Raw genomic sequence first — 16,683 nt, forward strand, 5'->3', positions numbered from 1 at the left:
CGGACGTCGGGGGTACCCCGTGCACCGTGGTGCCCGGGGGCGGATTGCTCCGGACCGCGCTGGCGCCCGCGACGGACGATCCGCCCGTCCGCCGGTTCCTTCCCGACGGCCGTACGGACCTCACCGACCCGGTCCTTCTGTCACTCTCAACGTCAGAGTGCTAACGCCAATGATTAGCACTCCGACCAGTCGAGTGCAAGCGAACGGCGAAGGGTCCGCGCCCCGGTGTGGGGCGCGGACCCTTCGCCTCGCTACGTCGGTGTGGTGGTCCGCCGGTGCCGCCGCGGCCTGGCCGGTGCCGTGAGGCTCAGCCGCTTAGGCGGAGACGCGGACCATGTCGGCCTGCGGCCCCTTCTGGCCCTGCGAGATCTCGAACTCGACCCGCTGGCCTTCCTCGAGGGTGCGGTAGCCGTCCATCTGGATCGCGCTGTAGTGCACGAAGACGTCCGCACCACCGTCGACCGCGATGAAGCCGTACCCCTTCTCCGCGTTGAACCACTTGACGGTGCCCTGAGCCATCCCTAACTCCCCTATTACTGGCCCTTGCACAGGACCGCACTTCGCGGACCCGGGTCAGACCTCACCCCCGGGAACCGCCCGCCGTGCGGCAGGGGAAACCCAGGAGGCGTGCGCCGGAACGCGTCGACCGCGGCTGAATGTATCTGCACGGACGCCCTGCGCAACAGGTCAATTGGACGAGAATTCTGCACACAGCCGATCGCCCTTTTACGGGAATACATAAAGAATTCAGGGCAACTCGGACCGGGCATAGCCGACCAACACGACAATTGGCGCCCAGATTTCGAGCACAACTTGTCGTGTTCTTCACGGACCGGCGGCCGGTACCCCACGGAGGGCGTGCGACACGATCCGGCCCAGCAACTGCGGGCGTACTCGGAGGCGTAGCTCTTGTGGTGCGGCGGTGCTGACTGCGCTGGCGCCCGGCCCTCCGCGGCGGAACACCGGGAATGACCGGAAACAGGGTTTGGACACCCCGGAGCGATGCACTTGAACGATCTACCACCGCTTCGACGGTTACTCTACCGCGCCCGGGAGCATGCGCATGCCCCGCCTGCCGCAATGGCAAACGGGGCATTCGCAAGTGGCCGGAATTATTCGCCGTCCGGCCCCGATCCGTGGCCGGTGCACGGCCGGGAACCGGGGAGAGCGGGGTGGTCAGCAGCCGCCGGCCACCGCCGGGATGATCGACACGCCGGCGCCGTCCGGGGTGGCGGTGGCCAGCCCCTCGGCGAACCGGACGTCGTCGTCGTTGACGTAGACGTTGACGAAGCGGCGCAGCTTGCCCTCGTCGTCCAGGACCCGGGCGGCGATCCCCGGGTGGTTGCGCTCCAGGGAGGCGATCACCTCGGAGAGCGTGCCGCCCTCGGCCGTCACCTCGGCCTGCCCGCCGGTGTAGGTACGGAGAATGGTCGGGATGCGGACATTCACACTCATGCGAGGCCAGCCTCTCGGAACGAGTCAAGGGTGGGGCGGATGATCGCGGTGGGACCGGTGGTGGGGGCCACCGCGTCCAGGGTCTTCAGTCCGTCGCCGGTGTTGATGGCGACGGTCTCGGCGGCCGGGTCGAGCTGACCGGTCTCGATCAGCTTCTTGAGCACGCCGATGGTCACGCCGCCGGCGGTCTCGGCGAAGATGCCCTCGGTGCGGGCGAGCAGCTTGATGGCGTCGACCACCTGCTCGTCGTCGACCTCCTCGACCGCGCCGCCGGTGCGCCGGGCGATGTCGAGCACGTAGGGGCCGTCCGCCGGGTTGCCGATGGCCAGCGACTTGGCGATGGTGTCCGGCTTGACCGGCCGCACCACGTCGTGGCCGGCCTTGAAGGCGGCGGCCACCGGGTTGCACCCGGCGGCCTGGGCGCCGTAGATCCGGTAGGGCTTCTCCTCGACCAGGCCCAGCTTGATCAGCTCCTGGAGCCCCTTGTCGATCTTGGTGAGCTGGGAGCCGGAGGCGATGGGGATGACGATGTTGTCCGGCAGCCGCCAGCCGAGCTGCTCGCAGATCTCGTACGCCAGCGTCTTGGAGCCCTCGCCGTAGTAGGGGCGCAGGTTGACGTTGGTGAAGCCCCAGCCCTCGCCGATCGGGTCGCCGATCAGCTCGCTGCAGAAGCGGTTGACGTCGTCGTAGGTGCCCTCGATGCCGACCAGGTCGCCGCCGTAGACCGCGGCCATGACGACCTTGCCGGACTCCAGGTCGTGCGGGATGAAGACGCAGGACTTGAAGCCCGCGCGCACCGCGGCGGCCCCGACGGCGCCGGCCAGGTTGCCGGTGGAGGAGCAGGAGAGCGTGGTGAGGCCGAAGTTGCGGGCGGCCTCGACGGCGATGGCGACCACCCGGTCCTTGAACGAGTGGGTGGGGTTGCCGGAGTCGTCCTTGATGTGCAGGCCGCCGGTGACGCCGAGTTCGCGGGCGAGCCGGTCGGCCTTGACCAGCTTGGTGAAGCCGGGGTCCAGGTTGGGTTTGGTGGCCACGTCGGCCGGGACGGGCAGCAGCGGGGCGTAGCGCCAGATGCTGTGCGGTCCGGCCTCGATGCGCGCCCGCAGCCCCTCGGGGTCGGCGGGGAACTCGTACGCCACTTCCAGCGGTCCGAAACAGACCGCGCAGGCGAAGACCGGTCCGAGCGGGACGCGCTCGCCGCACTCGCGGCAGGACAAGGCTACGGCGTTGCCGAAGTCGGTCGAGCGGGTGGCGGGTGCGACGGTTTCAACAGCCATGTGGCGAGGCCCTCTCTCCTCATCTTCCCCACGGCGCTTCTCGCCGCAGGCCGGAATTGGCACCGTCCCCACCGTGGCCTCGCTGGTCGTACGCGCCGCGGAGGCGGCGGACGGGCGAGAGCGGCGGGAGGGTTGCCGGGACGTCAACGGGCCGTTCCCTCAGTCCCTCTGGATGAGCTCTGTATGGCGCCGGGCCGGACGGCGAACCGCCGTGGACCAGTGCGTTTTTTGGCGCGACGACCCCGGCATGCGGTGGTCGCCCGCGTTGTTCAAGACTGTATCCGACGGCCAGGACGGTTGAGATAGTCGTCCGAACCGCGAGATGGCTGTGACCTCGGCCACTCGCCGCGGACACGCGGTCCGCGGCGGACGCGACACAGGGAGACGCACAGGTGCTGGAAGAGGTGGAGCGCTGGCTGGAACAGCGGTCCTGGACCGCGGCCGACCGGCCGCTCGACCTGCTGCTCGCGGCGAAGCGGGCGGCCGGGCCGGCCGGGACGGTCAGCGTGGTGCTCCCCGCGCTCGACGAGGAGGCCACCGTCGGCGCGATCGTCGAGGAGATCCGCGGCGCGCTGATGACCGAGGCGGTGCCGCTGGTCGACGAGTTGGTGGTGATGGACTCCGGCTCCACCGACGCCACCGCCGAGGTGGCCGCCGCGGCCGGCGCCCGGGTGGTGCACCGCGACGACGTGCTGCCCAGGGTCCCGGCGGTGCCCGGCAAGGGCGAGGTGCTGTGGCGGTCGCTGCTGGTCACCCGGGGGGAGATCGTCTGCTTCGTCGACGCCGACCTGCGCGACTTCGACGCGCGCTTCGTCTACGGGATCGTCGGCCCGCTGCTGACCGATCCCGGCATCGCTTTGGTGAAGGCGATGTACGACCGTCCGCTGGAGACCGGCGGGGCGGTGGTCGCGCACGGCGGCGGACGCGTCACCGAGCTGGTCGCCCGGCCGCTGCTCAACCTGCACTGGCCGCGGCTGGCCGGGTTCGTCCAGCCGCTGGGCGGCGAGTACGCGGGCCGCCGGTCGCTGCTGGAACGGCTGCCGTTCCCGGTCGGCTACGGGGTGGAGCTGGGCATGCTGGTGGACGCCCTGGAACTGGTGGGGCTGGACGCGCTGGCCCAGGTGGACGTGGGCGTCCGCCGCCACCGCCACCAGGACGGGCCGGCGCTGGGCCGGATGGCGGCCACCATCTACCGCACCGCCCACGTACGGCTGGCCCGCGGACCGCTGGTGCGTCCGGTGCTGACCCAGTTCGACCGCGCCCCGCACGGCGGCTTCGAGCCACGGGTGCACGAGGTGCCCGTGGAGGAACGGCCGCCGATGATCACGGTGCCGGAATACCTCCGGCGCAGGGCGGCCTGAGCGCGCCGGAACCGACCGCCGGGTACCCGCCGCGAGGTGGCCGATTCACCTCACCGGGGTGATCCCGGCAAGACGTGCCCGGGCCGGGCGGTGGGCGTTTACCCGGCGCGGAGCGGGGCTAGGCTCGCGGCATGGTCGCAACGCATTCCGCACGGATCCTGGTCGCGTCCAACCGCGGGCCGGTGTCGTACACACGGGACGAGGACGGCTCGCTGCGCCACAAGCGCGGCGGGGGCGGACTGGTCTCCGGGCTGAGCGCCATAGGGCCGGGTGCGGACGCGGTGTGGGTGTGCGCGGCGATGTCCGACGGCGACCGGGCGGCGGTGGCGGCCACCGGCGGCGCCCTCGACCCGGCCGACACCGGCGGACAGCGGGTGCGCATGCTCGACATCGCCCCGGAGGTGTTCCGGGACGCCTACAACGGCATCGCCAACTCGGTGCTGTGGTTCGTCCACCACCTGCTCTACCAGACGCCGCTGGAGCCCGCCTTCGACCGGGGGTTCCGCGAGCAGTGGGCGTCGTACGAGCGGTACAACGCGGCGTTCGCCGAGGCGCTGGCCGAGGAGGCCGCCGAGGGCGCGGTGGTGCTGGTGCAGGACTACCACCTGACGCTCGCCCCGAGCCTGCTGCGCCGGCTCCGGCCGGATCTGCGCATCGGCCACTTCTCGCACACCCCGTGGGCGCCGCCGGACTACTTCCGGCTGCTCCCCGACGACGTCGCCGCCGACGTGCTGCGCGGCGTCCTCGGTGCCGACCGGGCCGGTTTCCTCACCCGGCGCTGGGCCGAGGCGTTCGCCGCCTGCTGCGAGCAGGTGCTGGGCGCGCGGGTGGCACGCGACGGGGACGAGCTGACCGTCACCCACGACGGGCGCACCACCCGGATCGGGGTGCACGGCCTCGGCGCGGACGCCGACTTCCTGCGCGAGCGGGCGCACCGTCCGGACGTGGACGAACGCCTGGCGGAGCTGCGGCGGCAGGTCGGGCCGGACCGGCGCACCGTGGTGCGGGTGGACCGCACCGAGCTGTCGAAGAACATCGTGCGCGGGCTGCTGGCCTACCGGGAGCTGCTGGCCACCCGCCCGCAGTGGCGCGGCCGGGTGGTGCACGTGGCCTTCGCCTACCCGTCCCGCCACGACCTGGCCGTCTACCGCGAGTACACCGCGGCGGTGCGGAAGCTGGCCGACGAGATCAACGCCGAGTACGCCACGGACGACTGGCAGCCGTTGATCCTGCACGTCAAGGACGACTTCGCGCGGTCGCTCGCCGCCTACCGGCTGGCCGACGTGGCCCTGGTCAACCCGATCCGCGACGGGATGAACCTGGTGGCCAAGGAGGTCCCGGTGGTCTCCGAGAACGGCTGCGCCCTGGTGCTCTCCCGGGAGGCCGGCGCCCACGCAGAACTCGCCGAGGACGCGATCACCGTCAACCCGTACGACGTCCAGGCCACCGCCGAGGCGCTGCACGAGGCGCTCTCCATGGCCGACGACGAACGCGCGGAGCGCAGCAAGCGCCTGGCCGCCGCGGCCACCGCCCTGCCGCCGCACCGCTGGTTCCTCGACCAGCTCGCCGCGCTGGGCGGCTGAGCCGGGTCAGCCCTCCAGCGCGTCGGCGAGGGATTCGAGGAGGCGGACCATGCCGGCCGGGCCGTCGACCACCAGGTCGGCGCGTTCGGCCAGGGCGGTGACCTCGGAGCTGCCGCTGCACACCAGGACGCCGGGGACGCCTTCGGCACGCAGCCGGTCGACGGCGTCGAAGGCGGCGAGGTCGCCGAGGTCGTCGCCGCCGTAGAGGACGGCGCTCGCGTCGGCGGCGCGGACGTGGTCGGCGAGGGCGACGCCCTTGTCCATGCCGGGCGGGCGCAGTTCCAGCACCATGCGGCCGGGTTCGACGATCAGGCCGTGGCGGGTGGCGAGTTCGGTGAGGGGGCCGCGCAGGGACTCCAGGGCGGCTTCGGGGTCGTCGGTGCGCCGGGTGTGGACGGCGACCGCCCGGCCGCCCTTGTGCTCGATGTGGGCGGTCTCCACCCAGGTGTGCCGCCAGGCGCCGAGGTTGTCGAGAAAACCGGGGAGTTCGGCGCGGACCGCGAGGACCCCGGGGTCGTCGGCGGGGGCGCGCAGCTCACCGGTGGCCGCCTCCCAGCGTTCGGCGCCGTAGTGGCCGAGCACGGTGAGGTGTTCGAGCCCCTTGACGCCGGCGAAGCCGCCGTAGCGTACGGCGACCCCGGCCGGACGGCCGGTGATCACGACGACCGAGCCGACCCGTGGAGCGAGCCGGGCCAGTGCGGGGACGGCGCCCGGGTGGGCGCGGGCCTGCTCGGGGTCGGCCACGATGGGGGCCAGCGTGCCGTCGAAGTCGAGGGCCACCACGGCCCGTTCCGGCTCGGCCAGCAGCGCCTCGTACCCGGCCTTGCCCGCGGGGGTGGTGGCGGTGGGAAGGGAATGGCTGCCCATGGGACGACCCTATCGGGCGGCGGGGCGTGGCGTACGGCGGTCCGCCGGGTGCGTCAGCGGTTGCGGCGGCGGGCGGCGCGGGCGGCGCGCAGCCGTTTGACGGTGGCCGGGGCGTGGGCCATCGCCCGCGGGTCGTCGAGCAGGGCGTTGAGCAGCTGGTAGTAGCGGGTGGACGACATCCCCAGGCGTTCGCGGACGGCGCGTTCCCGGGCCCCGACGGAGGGCCAGGAGGCGGCGGCGACGGCGAGGACGGCGCGGGAGCGTTCGTCGAGCGCCGGCTCCGGGCCGGGCGCGTCGTCGGCGCCGGGCGGCCCCGTGGGGGGCCGCTCGTCGTCGGGGTGGGGTGCCGCGCCGTCCGTCATGGTCCGTTCCGCCGTTACTGCCTGGCCTTGGCGCTGTTGTCCGCCGCTTCGGCGGTGCGCTGGAGGGAGGTGAGCACGCCGGTGGGGTCGTGGGTGGCGGCGCGGCCGATGACCTGCTTCAGACGCGCGTTGACCGGGCCCCACGAGGTCTTGTTGTCCGGGTAGAACTGGGCGCTGGGCAGCTCGTCGATGAACGGCCACAGCTGCTTGACCGAGGTGTCCGAGCGCATCGCGTCGGAGGCGGAGACGGTCACCGGCAGCAGGTCGTACTGCTTGAGGAACTGCAGCGTGTTCTGCTGGCCGTAGGCGAACTGGAGGAACTTGCCGATCTGCTGGCGGTGGCCGTGCTGCTTGAAGGCCATCATCCAGTCGGCGACGCCCACCGTGGAGCCGAGCGGGCCGTTCTTGCCGGGGATCTTGGCGATGCCGAAGTCGACGTGGGCCTTGGCGGCCTGCTGGAGCAGGGTGGGGTGGCCGTTGAGCATGCCGACCTGCCCCTTGCAGAAGGCGTCGAAGACGTCCTGGCGGTTGGTGACCGCGGGGTCGGTGCCGGTGAGCCCGGGGTCCACCAGGTTGGACTTGATCCACTTGAACGTGTCGATGTTCTGCGGGGAGTCGATGGTGTAGCTGCCGAGCTGGTCGGTGTAGCCGCTGCCGCCGCCGAGCATCCATATCAGGGTCTCCGCGGCCGGCTCCTCCGGGCCGAACGGCAGCCCGAACGGGTCCTTCACACCGACCGACTTGAGCTTGGCGGCGTCCGCCTTCAGCTCGTCCCACGAGGTGGGCGGCTTCGCTGAGCCGTCGGGGTTGACGATGCCGGCCTTGCGGAAGAGCGCCTTGTTGTAGAAGAGCATGCGGGTGCTGGAGACGAACGGCATGCCGTACTGGGTGCGGTTGACCTCGCCGGCGCTCTCCATCGAGGTGATGAAGTCGGCCTGGGCGGGGATGGAGAGCAGGTCGTCGACGCTGTAGAGCTGGTTCTTCGCCGCGTAGTCGGCGTAGGCGCCGATCTGGGCGATGTCGGGGGCGTTGCCCGCCGCCACCATGTCGGCGACCTTCTTGTCGACGTCGTTCCAGCTGTAGACCTTGACGTCCACCTTGATGCCGGGGTTCTTCTTCTGGAACTCCGAGGCGACGCCGTCCCAGTACGCCTGGGAGGAGTTGGCGGCGCTGTCGCCGTAGTCCGCCGCGACCATGGTGATGGTGGTGGGGCCACCTACCCCGGCGCCGGTACCGCACGCCGAGAGCGTGAAGGCCGCCGCGAGGCCCGCTCCCGCCAGACCCAGGATCCGCCGCCGATGCACCTGACTTACCGCCTTCTCCACTGTCCCCGGACGCCCCCGGAAAACCTCCGGAACGGCGAGTTTCCCCGTCGCCGGCCTCAAGGTCTACACCACGTGTGGTATCGCTTCGGCAACGGGGGCGTGTCCTACGGTATTACGACTCACGTCGCCGTCAGCCCCGGACTCCTCGGGGTGCGCACCGTTCCCCGTCTCGTCGTGGCTGGCGTCACGGATGTTTCCCCCCGCCCACCCGTGGCTGTACGCGTATAGCGCGGGGGGCGCACTGTCTGCCTGGGTTTCCGGGGGCCCTCCGGGGTGACTCCTCGCTCCACGTATCGTCTTCGGCTCTCCGCCGCCCCGCTGGGTCGCTGCGGGGACACCCCTGCACGCCCCCGTCCGGTCTCGTTCCGCGCTGCGGCACGGGGTGGGTGAGAAGGAGATCGGGGTGACCCCAACCTCCTTACTCACCCCTTCCCGCGAAGAGAGGCACCCGCCAACCGGACAGAAGGGGGTGTGCCGGGGGTGTCCCCGCAGCGACCCAGCGGACCGGCCGCAACCTTGGAACGAAACCTGGAGCGAGGAGTCACCCCCGGCGCGCCCCCGACCCCGCACCGGCAGTAGGCGAAGCCCACCCGTGCCGAACCGAACCAAAACCCCACCAACCACCCACCGGGCGGAGGTGAAGGGGTGCGCCCAGCCGTGGGTCACGGGGATCCGGGGGTACCCCCGCCATCACGGGGCCGCCGGGGCAACCCCGGAAACCTGAAACGGGCGGACCCGACCACGGAGTAATGGCTGACCGCCAGCGCGAGCGAACCCGCTGGCCACCAGCGTGAGCGAACCGGTGGACTAGACCTTTCCTTTCCGCCGCGTCAGACTGTCCCCGTGAGACACGTCATCGCCCTCGATGTTGGCGGCACCGGCATGAAGGGCGCCCTGGTCGGTCCGGACGGCGAGCCGTTGCACGAGGAGCGGCGGCCGACGGAGCGGGGGCGCGGGCCGGGGGCCGTGGTGGACTCGGTGCTGGAGTTCGCCGCCGCGCTGCGGGAGCGCGGGATGCGCGACCACGGGGAGCCGGCCGCCGCGGCCGGGGTCGCGGTGCCGGGGGTGGTGGACGACGCCGCCGGGGTCGCGGTGTACTCCGCGAACATCGGCTGGCGTGACGTGCCGATGCGCGCGCTCCTCGCCGAGCGGCTCGGCGGCGTTCCCGTCGCCCTCGGCCACGACCTGCGCTGCGGCGGCCTCGCCGAGGGCCGGCTGGGCGCCGGGCGCGGCCAGGACCGTTTCCTGTTCCTGGCGCTCGGCACCGGTATCGCCGCCGCGATCGGCATCGACGGCCGGATCGAGGCCGGCGCCCACGGCTACGCGGGCGAGATCGGCCACATCGTGGTCCGTCCGGGCGGGCGTGGCTGCCCGTGCGGCCAGAACGGGTGCCTGGAGACGGAGTCCTCCGCGTCCGCGGTCGCCCGCGACTGGGCCGAGGCCAGTGGTGACCCCGAGGCCACCGCGGCGGGGTGCGCGCACGCCGTCGCGGAGGGCGATCCGCGCGCGCTGGCGGTGTGGCGCAACGCCGTGGACACGCTGGCCGCGGGTCTGGTGACCGGGCTGACCCTGCTGGACCCGCGGGTGATCGTGATCGGCGGCGGGCTGGCCGAGGCCGGGGAGACGCTCTTCGGCCCGTTGCGGACGGCGGTCGCGGAGCGGGTGACGTTCCAGAAGCTGCCCCTGATCGTTCCGGCGGCCCTCGGGGACGCTGCCGGGTGCCTGGGCGCGGGGCTCCTCGCCTGGGACCGACTCTCCATGGAGGTAACCGCCTGATGTCCGCTGAGCCCAACACTTCCGGCCGCGAGGTGCTGACCGGCGCCCGCGTGGTGCTGCCCACCGGGGTCGCCGAGGTGCCGCTGGCGATCGAGGGCGGCCGGATCGCCGGATCCGGCGCGGCGGCCGGGGTCGGCTCGGTCGACCTTTCCGGCCACTGGATCGTGCCGGGCTTCGTCGACGTGCACGTACACGGCGGCGGCGGGGCCTCGTTCTCCTCCGGTACCGCCGAGGAGGCGCTGACCGCGATCGCCACGCACCGCGCGCACGGCACCACCACCATGGTGGCCTCCACCGTCACCGGTGCCCTGGACGACCTGGCCCGCCAGGTGGACGTCCTGGCGGCCCTGACCGAGCAGGGCGAGCTGGCCGGGGTGCACTTCGAGGGGCCGTTCATCTCGCCGCACCGGTGCGGGGCGCACCAGCCGTCGCTGCTGCGCGACCCGGACCCGGCGGACGTACGCAAGCTGCTGGACGCGGCGCGCGGCAGCGCCCGGATGATGACGCTGGCGCCGGAGCTGCCGGGCGGCCTCGACTCGGTGCGCCTCCTCGTCGAGCACGGGGTGATCGCGGCGGTGGGCCACACCGACGCGGCCTACGAGGCGACGCTGGAGGCGGTGGAGGCGGGGGCCACCGTGGCCACCCACCTGTTCAACGCGATGCCGGCGCTGCACCACCGGACGCCGGGGCCGATCGCGGCGCTGCTGGAGGACGAGCGGGTCACCGTCGAGCTGATCAACGACGGTACGCATCTGCACCCGGCCATGCTGGAGCTGGCGTTCCGGGCCGCGGGGGCCGGGCGGGTGGCGTTCATCACCGACGCGATGGGCGCGGCCGGGATGAGCGACGGGCGGTATCCGCTGGGCCCGATGGAGGTCGAGGTCAAGGACGGGGTGGCGCGGCTGGTGGAGGGCGGTTCGATCGCCGGTTCCACGCTGACGCTGGACACCGCGTTCCGGCGGGCGGTGACCGTGGACCGGCTGCCGGTGGAGCAGGTGGTCGAGGCGATCTCGGTCAACCCGGCACGGCTGCTGGGGGTCTACGACCGGGTGGGTTCGCTGGAGCCGGGCAAGGACGCCGATCTGGTGGTCCTCGACGAGACGTTCGAACTGGCGGGTGTGATGCGCAAGGGCGAGTGGCTCGTTCGTCCGGCGGGCAGATAGTCAGCAGAGGCGTAACCAGGTAAACGTAAATACGACAAAGCTGTACGGCGGCCGGTCCAGCCCTGGGCCGACCGCCCAACTTTTGGCATGATCGCTCGCGAATCGGCTTCGGAGAGGGGTGTTCGCGGTGATCCTCACGGTCACGCTCAACGCTGCCCTCGATGTGACGTACCAGGTGTCCCGGCTGGTCCCGCACACCACGCACCGGGTGGGCGAGGTCGTCGAGCGGCCCGGCGGCAAGGGGCTCAACGTCTCGTGCGTGCTGGCCGCGCTGGGCGTGCCGACCACCGTCACCGGGCTGGTCGGCGGACGTACCGGTGCCGCGTTGCGGGCCCGGCTGGCGCAGGCCGCGCCGCACGCCACCGACGCGCTGGTGCCGGTGGCCGGTACGACCCGGCGCACGGTCGCCGTGGTGGACGCCTCGACCGGGGACACCACGATGTTCAACGAGCCGGGGCCGGCCGTCTCCACCGAGGAGTGGCTGCGTTTCTTCGACGTCTACCGCGAGCTGCTGGACGGTGCGCGGGCGGTGGCGTTGTGCGGGTCCTTGCCGCCGGGGCTGCCGGTGGGCAGTTACGCGGACCTGGTGCGGGCGGCGCGGGCGGCCGGGGTGCCGGTGCTGCTGGACACCAGCGGGGAGCCGCTGCGCCGGGGCATCGCGGCCCGGCCGGACCTGGTCAAGCCCAACGCCGAGGAGCTGGCGCAGCTGACCGGGATGGCCGATCCGACCCGGGCGGCGCACGAGGCGCGGCGGCGCGGCGGCCGGGCGGTGGTCGCCTCCAGCGGTCCGGGCGGGCTGCTGGCGGTGACCGGGCAGGGCGTCTGGCGGGCGGTGCCGCCGGAGCGGCTGGCGGGCAATCCGACCGGCGCCGGTGACTCGGCGGTGGCCGGGCTGCTGTCGGCGCTGGTGGAGGGTGCCCCCTGGCCGCAGCGGCTGGCGCGCGCGGTGGCGCTGTCGGCGGCGACGGTACGGGCGGCGACGGCCGGGTCGTTCGACCGGGCCACCTATGAGGCGCTGTTGCCGCGGGTCGTGGTGACCGAAGAGAACAAGGCAGCCTGAACCACCGCCGTCGCTCCGAGGGGGCCGCCATGCCGCTCGTCACCACCGCCGAACTCGTCCGGGAGGCCCGCGCGGCCGGGCACGGGGTCGCCGCGTTCAACGTGATCACGCTGGAGCACGCGGAGGCGGTCGCGGCGGGCGCGGAGGCGGCGGGGCGGCCGGCGGTGGTGCAGATCAGCCAGAACGCGGTGCGGTTCCACGGCGGGCGGCTCGCCCCGGTCGCGGCGGCGACGGCCGAGGTGTGTCGCGCGTCGTCGGCCCGGCTCGCCCTCCACCTCGACCACGTGGACAGCGTGGAGCTGCTGCACGCGGCCCACCGTTGCGGGTTCTCCTCGGTGATGTTCGACGCGTCGAAGCTGCCGTACGCCGACAACGTGAAGGCGACGGCGCGGGCGGTGCGCTGGGGGCACGAGCGGGAGATCTGGGTCGAGGCGGAGCTGGGCGCGGTCGGCGGCAAGGCGGGGGACGCGCACACCCCCGGGGTGCGGACCGATCCGGTGGAGGCGGCCGGGTTCACGGCGGCGACCGGGGTGGACGCGCTGGCGGTGGCGGTGGGCAGTTCGCACGCGATGACCGAGCGCACCGCGACGCTGGACGTGGAGCTGATCGCCCGGCTGCGTCAGGCGGTGCCGGTGCCGCTGGTGCTGCACGGTTCGTCGGGGGTGCCGGACGGGCAGCTGCGGCGGGCGGTGGCGGCCGGGATGGTGAAGGTCAACGTCGGTACGGCGTTGAACGTCGCGTTCACCGGGCGGGTACGGGAGCTGCTGGCGGCGGACCAGGCGGTGGTGGACCCGCGGCGTTATCTGCGCGGGGCGCGGGAGGCGATGGCCGCGACCGTCGCCCGGTTCCTGGCGGTCGTGGGCGACGGCGCGGCGGGGTGACCGGCCGCGTCAGCCGCGGCTGAGCCAGAGCTGGTCGAGGTCGAAGGCGCACTGGTTCCCCTGCTGGCAGGAGATCACCACGGTGTTGGCGCCCTTGTTGAGCTGGACCAGGGACCAGGTGTGCGTCCACGCCTGGGCCGGGTCGGACTGCTTGGTGAAGTTGTCGAGGTTTATCGGCCGGGACTGGGCCTGGCCGTTGACGGTGAGGGTGGCGGTCGCGGGGGCGCCGGCGTTGCCGTAGCCGAGGTTGAGCTTGTACTGGCCGGCGTCGGGCGCGGTGAGCGTCCAGGTGGCGGAGGCGCCGACCTTGTTCATGGTCACGTAGGAGCCGTTGGGGCCCTTGGCGCCCTTGTCGGTGGTGGCCACGGTGGCGCCGCCGTTCAGGGTGAGGCTGGCGCCGTTCTGCTTGGGCAGGTCGGCGGGCGGGGTGGAGGCGGCGGAGGGCGACTGGGACTGGGCGGTGGTCGGCGGGGCGCTGGTGCCGCCGTTGGCGTCGGTCTTGCCGTTCTTGTCGTCGCTGCTGGTGGTGGCCATCACCACGCCGATGGCGATGGCGACCACGGCGACCACGCCGATCGCGCCGTAGAGCAGTCCGCGGCGGCCGGAGCCGCGGGGGGCGCCGCCGTGGCCCTGCGGCCGGCCCTGGGGCTGCCCCGGCGGGGGCTGGGCGCCGTACGGCTGCTGGGGCTGCTGGGCCGGGTGGCCGTAGCCGCCCTGGGGGTGCCCGGGGCGCCGTTCGCCGACCCGGCTGACCTGGTGGTACGAGGTACGCGGCACGCCGGTGGTGGGCCGGTCCGCCGGGGCGCTGCCGTTCTCCCCGCGGTACAGGTAGGCGAACGGGTCGTCGTTCTCGGGCTCTGGCGTGCCGTTGTTGCCGGCCGTCATCCGCTGCTCACTCCCCACTGCGTCCGGTCGGCGCGGACCGGACATGACTGGACGCGCGCGAGCCTACCCCGATCCGGTGACCCGACGCGTCGCGGCGGGTGGTACGGGGCCGGGCCGGCGGGGTCAGCCGGCCCGGCGGTGGGTCTTGGCGCGGGAGCGTTTCTCGACGTACATCCGCTGGTCGGCGGAGTGCAGCACCTCTTCCACGGTCATCCCGCAGCCGGCCCAGCCGATGCCGAAGCTGGCGCCGACCCGGACCGCGCGGCCGTCCACCCGGATCGGCGGGAGGATGGCGTTGCGCAGCCGTACCGCCAGGTCCTGGGCGCCGTCGCGGTCGAGGCCGTCGGCGAGCACCACGAATTCGTCGCCGCCGAGCCGGGCGACGGTGTCGCCGTCGCGGACCACGCTGGTGAGCCGCCGGGCGACCTCGATGAGCACGGCGTCGCCGGTGTGGTGGCCGAACCGGTCGTTGATCGACTTGAAGCCGTCGAGGTCGCAGAAGAGCACGGCGATCCCCTTGCCGCCGCCGGACGGGTCGGTCTCGTCGGGCTCGTAGGCGTGCACGTGGTGGTCGAGCGGGGCCAGCGGCGGGGCGGGCGGCGGGAAGGGGTAGCCGAAGTCGTCGGCGTCGGGGAAGTAGGCGGTGGCGTCGGCGGTGCGGCCGTCCGGGAGCTGCGGGGTGGCGCAGAGCCGGGCGCTGAGCCGGGCGCGCAGTTCGGCGCTGTTGGGCAGGCCGGTGAGGGAGTCGTGGCTGGCGCGGTGGGCGAGGGCGAGTTCGTGGCGCTTGCGTTCCTCGATGTCCTCGACGTGGGTGAGCAGGAAGCGCGGTCCGTCGGTGGTGTCGGCGACCACCGAGTTGCGCAGGCTGACCCACAGGTAGCTGCCGTCGCGGCGGGCGAGGCGCAGTTCGGCCCGGCCGCCCTCGGCGGAGGTGCGCAGCAGCACCCCGTGGTCCTCGGGGTGGACGAGGTCGCTGAAGGAGTAGCGGCGCATCATGGAGGCGGGGCGGCCCAGCATGCGGCACAGGGCGTCGTTGGCCCGCAGCAGCTTGCCGTGCTCCTCGCCGCCCATCTCGGCGATGGCCATGCCGCTGGGGGCGTACTCGAAGGCCTGCCGGAAGCTCTCCTCGCTGGCCCGCAGCGCCTGCTGCTCGCGTTCGAGGCGGACCAGGGCGCGCTGCATGTTGGCGCGCAGCCGGGCGTTGCTGATGGCGATGGCGGCCTGCGAGGAGTACATCTGGAGCGCCTCGCGGGCCCAGGCGCCGGGCCGGCGGCCGTTGCGCGGCTGGTCGATGGAGATCACGCCGAGCAGTTCGCCGCCGCCGGCCACCGGGGCGTACATCGGGGCGAGCAGCCGGTCGTCGGGGTGCCATTCGTCGCACGAGGTGGGTTCGGGGCCGTCGTGGCGCCACACCGGCACGTCGTCACCGTCGAGTTCGCGCCCCTCGTCGTGCGGGATGAACCGCAGGGTGCCCCAGCGGTGGCCCATGGCCAGCCGCCGCTCCCAGGAGGCGCGGGAGCCGACCCGGCCGGCCAGCAGGGCCTCGGCGCCCGGGCTGCCGGCGACCGCGGCGACCACGAGATCGCCGTCCGGGCGCACCAGATTGACCGCGGCCAGTTCGTAGCCCAGACCGCCGACCACGCCGTCGGCGACCGCTTGCAGGGTGTCGGCCAGACTGCGCGCGGTGTTGAGATCCGCCACCACCTGGTGGAGCTGCCGTAGCGTCGCCAGACGGACGTACGGCTCCGACTCGGTGTCCATGTCGTTCTCCCCCGAGCCCTCGTCGGTTGACTCCTGAGTGTCTCTTCGAGTCCTTCGAGATTTCGTGTCGTCCGATTGCCACGGCAACTGAATCACAGGGAGCAGCCCGACCGGTACACAGGGTCAACAATTACGTCTCCTTGTGACTGACCTCACATGGGCCACAAAGAAGTCCCCTACGCACAGTGGTTTCGTACGGAAAGCTTCTGCTCGGTCGGTTCCGCCCCGGCGCGGACGGGTGCGCCGGGGCGCCGTTCCGTGGTCCTAGGACCCGTCTCGGCCCCGGGCCCCATGCGCGCGGTGCGCCGGGGTGGCTACGGTGCCGTGCATGGCCCCCGTTGAGCAGACCGCCGTCTCCGTCCCGCATGCTGGTGTGGTGCGACCGGAACCCGAAACCAGCAGTGAGGCCGAGCGGCGGGCGAGCCCGGAGGAGTTCCGGGCGGCGCTGGCCCGGCTGGCGGCCGGGGTCAGCCTGGTCACCGCGCACGACCCGGAGGAGGGGGCGCGCGGCGAGGACGTGGGGATGACCGCCACCGCGTTCATATCGGTCTCGCTGGAGCCGCCGCTGGTGCTGGTCAGCCTGCGTGAGGACTCCCGGATGGACGAGCTGCTCTCCCGCCGGGACCACTGGGCGGTCTCGGTGCTCAGCGAGAGCCAGCGGCACATCGCCGGGCGGTTCGCGATGCGCGGCCGCATCAGCGACCGGCTGCTCTTCGAGGACGTCGCCTACCGGCGCGGCGCGGCCACCGGCGCCCCGCTGCTCGGCGGCGCGCTGGCCACCTTGGAGTGCCGCACCACGCAGCGGGTGCCGGCCGGTGACCACACGCTGGTGATCGGGCTGGTGCTGGACGCGCGGACGCCGAGCGCGAGCGGCCGTCCGCTGACGTACTTCCGGGGGCGTTACCACCAGTTGGGGTGAGGCCGGGT

Annotated in this window: 15 protein-coding genes and 1 riboswitch; of the genes, 7 read left to right on the forward strand and 8 right to left on the reverse strand. The window is 73.0% G+C overall.

Annotated features, from left to right (window positions below; genetic code table 11):
- Positions 1 to 315: 315 nt before the first annotated feature.
- From SCATT_RS11425 to thrC, 3 genes are all read right to left on the reverse strand, one after another.
- Positions 316 to 519 carry a cold-shock protein gene (locus SCATT_RS11425; RefSeq protein ID WP_010035953.1) on the reverse strand — a complete coding sequence of 68 codons (204 nt, stop codon included), beginning with the start codon at positions 517 to 519 and terminating at the stop codon, positions 316 to 318.
- Between the two features lie 657 nt (positions 520 to 1,176).
- The gene (locus tag SCATT_RS11430) at positions 1,177 to 1,455 is read right to left on the reverse strand and encodes a MoaD/ThiS family protein (RefSeq protein WP_014143193.1); all 279 of its coding nucleotides are present in this window, start codon (positions 1,453 to 1,455) and stop codon (positions 1,177 to 1,179) included.
- Complete coding sequence (gene thrC / locus SCATT_RS11435; RefSeq protein ID WP_014143194.1) at positions 1,452 to 2,732, reverse strand: threonine synthase; 1,281 nt, start codon at positions 2,730 to 2,732, stop codon at positions 1,452 to 1,454. Before thrC ends, SCATT_RS11430 begins: the two co-directional genes overlap by 4 nt.
- Positions 2,733 to 2,748: 16 nt before the next feature.
- Positions 2,749 to 2,911: riboswitch (SAM riboswitch) on the reverse strand.
- A 213-nt stretch (positions 2,912 to 3,124) separates the two neighbouring features.
- On the opposite strand from thrC, the gene SCATT_RS11440 reads away from it, so the two are divergent.
- Positions 3,125 to 4,093, forward strand: coding sequence for a glucosyl-3-phosphoglycerate synthase (locus tag SCATT_RS11440; protein WP_014143196.1), 969 nt, complete (start codon positions 3,125 to 3,127; stop codon positions 4,091 to 4,093).
- Positions 4,094 to 4,224: 131 nt separating this feature from the next.
- Positions 4,225 to 5,676, forward strand: coding sequence for an alpha,alpha-trehalose-phosphate synthase (UDP-forming) (locus SCATT_RS11445; RefSeq protein WP_014143197.1), 1,452 nt, complete (start codon positions 4,225 to 4,227; stop codon positions 5,674 to 5,676).
- Positions 5,677 to 5,682: 6 nt separating this feature from the next.
- On the opposite strand, the gene otsB is transcribed toward SCATT_RS11445, so the two are convergent.
- Genes otsB through SCATT_RS11460 form a run of 3 tightly spaced genes read right to left on the reverse strand, consistent with a single transcriptional unit; the run spans position 5,683 to position 8,209 of the window.
- Positions 5,683 to 6,543: a trehalose-phosphatase gene (gene otsB / locus SCATT_RS11450; RefSeq protein WP_014143198.1), complete on the reverse strand. Its 861-nt coding sequence runs from the start codon at positions 6,541 to 6,543 to the stop codon at positions 5,683 to 5,685.
- 53 nt (positions 6,544 to 6,596) lie between these two features.
- Positions 6,597 to 6,905: a DUF3263 domain-containing protein gene (locus tag SCATT_RS11455; RefSeq protein ID WP_014143199.1), complete on the reverse strand. Its 309-nt coding sequence runs from the start codon at positions 6,903 to 6,905 to the stop codon at positions 6,597 to 6,599.
- A 14-nt stretch (positions 6,906 to 6,919) separates the two neighbouring features.
- Positions 6,920 to 8,209 (reverse strand): ABC transporter substrate-binding protein, encoded by a 1,290-nt coding sequence (locus tag SCATT_RS11460; RefSeq protein WP_014143200.1) that lies wholly within the window; start codon positions 8,207 to 8,209, stop codon positions 6,920 to 6,922.
- 864 nt (positions 8,210 to 9,073) lie between these two features.
- Here SCATT_RS11460 and SCATT_RS11465 point away from each other — a divergent pair.
- The 4 genes from SCATT_RS11465 to SCATT_RS11480 all read left to right on the forward strand — a co-directional run bounded on the left by SCATT_RS11465 (position 9,074) and on the right by SCATT_RS11480 (position 13,110).
- Positions 9,074 to 10,006 (forward strand): ROK family protein, encoded by a 933-nt coding sequence (locus tag SCATT_RS11465; RefSeq protein ID WP_078590697.1) that lies wholly within the window; start codon positions 9,074 to 9,076, stop codon positions 10,004 to 10,006.
- Positions 10,006 to 11,169, forward strand: coding sequence for an N-acetylglucosamine-6-phosphate deacetylase (gene nagA, locus SCATT_RS11470; protein WP_014143202.1), 1,164 nt, complete (start codon positions 10,006 to 10,008; stop codon positions 11,167 to 11,169). Before SCATT_RS11465 ends, nagA begins: the two co-directional genes overlap by 1 nt.
- A gap of 127 nt (positions 11,170 to 11,296) precedes the next feature.
- Positions 11,297 to 12,229, forward strand: coding sequence for a 1-phosphofructokinase family hexose kinase (locus SCATT_RS11475; RefSeq protein WP_014143203.1), 933 nt, complete (start codon positions 11,297 to 11,299; stop codon positions 12,227 to 12,229).
- A 29-nt stretch (positions 12,230 to 12,258) separates the two neighbouring features.
- Complete coding sequence (locus SCATT_RS11480; protein WP_014143204.1) at positions 12,259 to 13,110, forward strand: class II fructose-bisphosphate aldolase; 852 nt, start codon at positions 12,259 to 12,261, stop codon at positions 13,108 to 13,110.
- Positions 13,111 to 13,119: 9 nt separating this feature from the next.
- On the opposite strand, the gene SCATT_RS11485 is transcribed toward SCATT_RS11480, so the two are convergent.
- Both SCATT_RS11485 and cdgB read right to left on the reverse strand, forming a co-directional pair.
- Complete coding sequence (locus SCATT_RS11485; protein ID WP_014143205.1) at positions 13,120 to 13,995, reverse strand: carbohydrate-binding protein; 876 nt, start codon at positions 13,993 to 13,995, stop codon at positions 13,120 to 13,122.
- Positions 13,996 to 14,118: 123 nt separating this feature from the next.
- Positions 14,119 to 15,756: a diguanylate cyclase CdgB gene (gene cdgB, locus SCATT_RS11490; RefSeq protein ID WP_014143206.1), complete on the reverse strand. Its 1,638-nt coding sequence runs from the start codon at positions 15,754 to 15,756 to the stop codon at positions 14,119 to 14,121.
- 328 nt (positions 15,757 to 16,084) lie between these two features.
- Here cdgB and SCATT_RS11495 point away from each other — a divergent pair, with 328 nt between their 5' ends.
- On the forward strand, positions 16,085 to 16,675 hold the full coding sequence (locus SCATT_RS11495; protein ID WP_014143208.1) for a flavin reductase family protein: 591 nt from the start codon (positions 16,085 to 16,087) through the stop codon (positions 16,673 to 16,675).
- Positions 16,676 to 16,683: the final 8 nt, after the last annotated feature.

The sequence above is a fragment of the Streptantibioticus cattleyicolor NRRL 8057 = DSM 46488 genome, from assembly GCF_000240165.1.
Taxonomy (GTDB): domain Bacteria; phylum Actinomycetota; class Actinomycetes; order Streptomycetales; family Streptomycetaceae; genus Streptantibioticus; species Streptantibioticus cattleyicolor.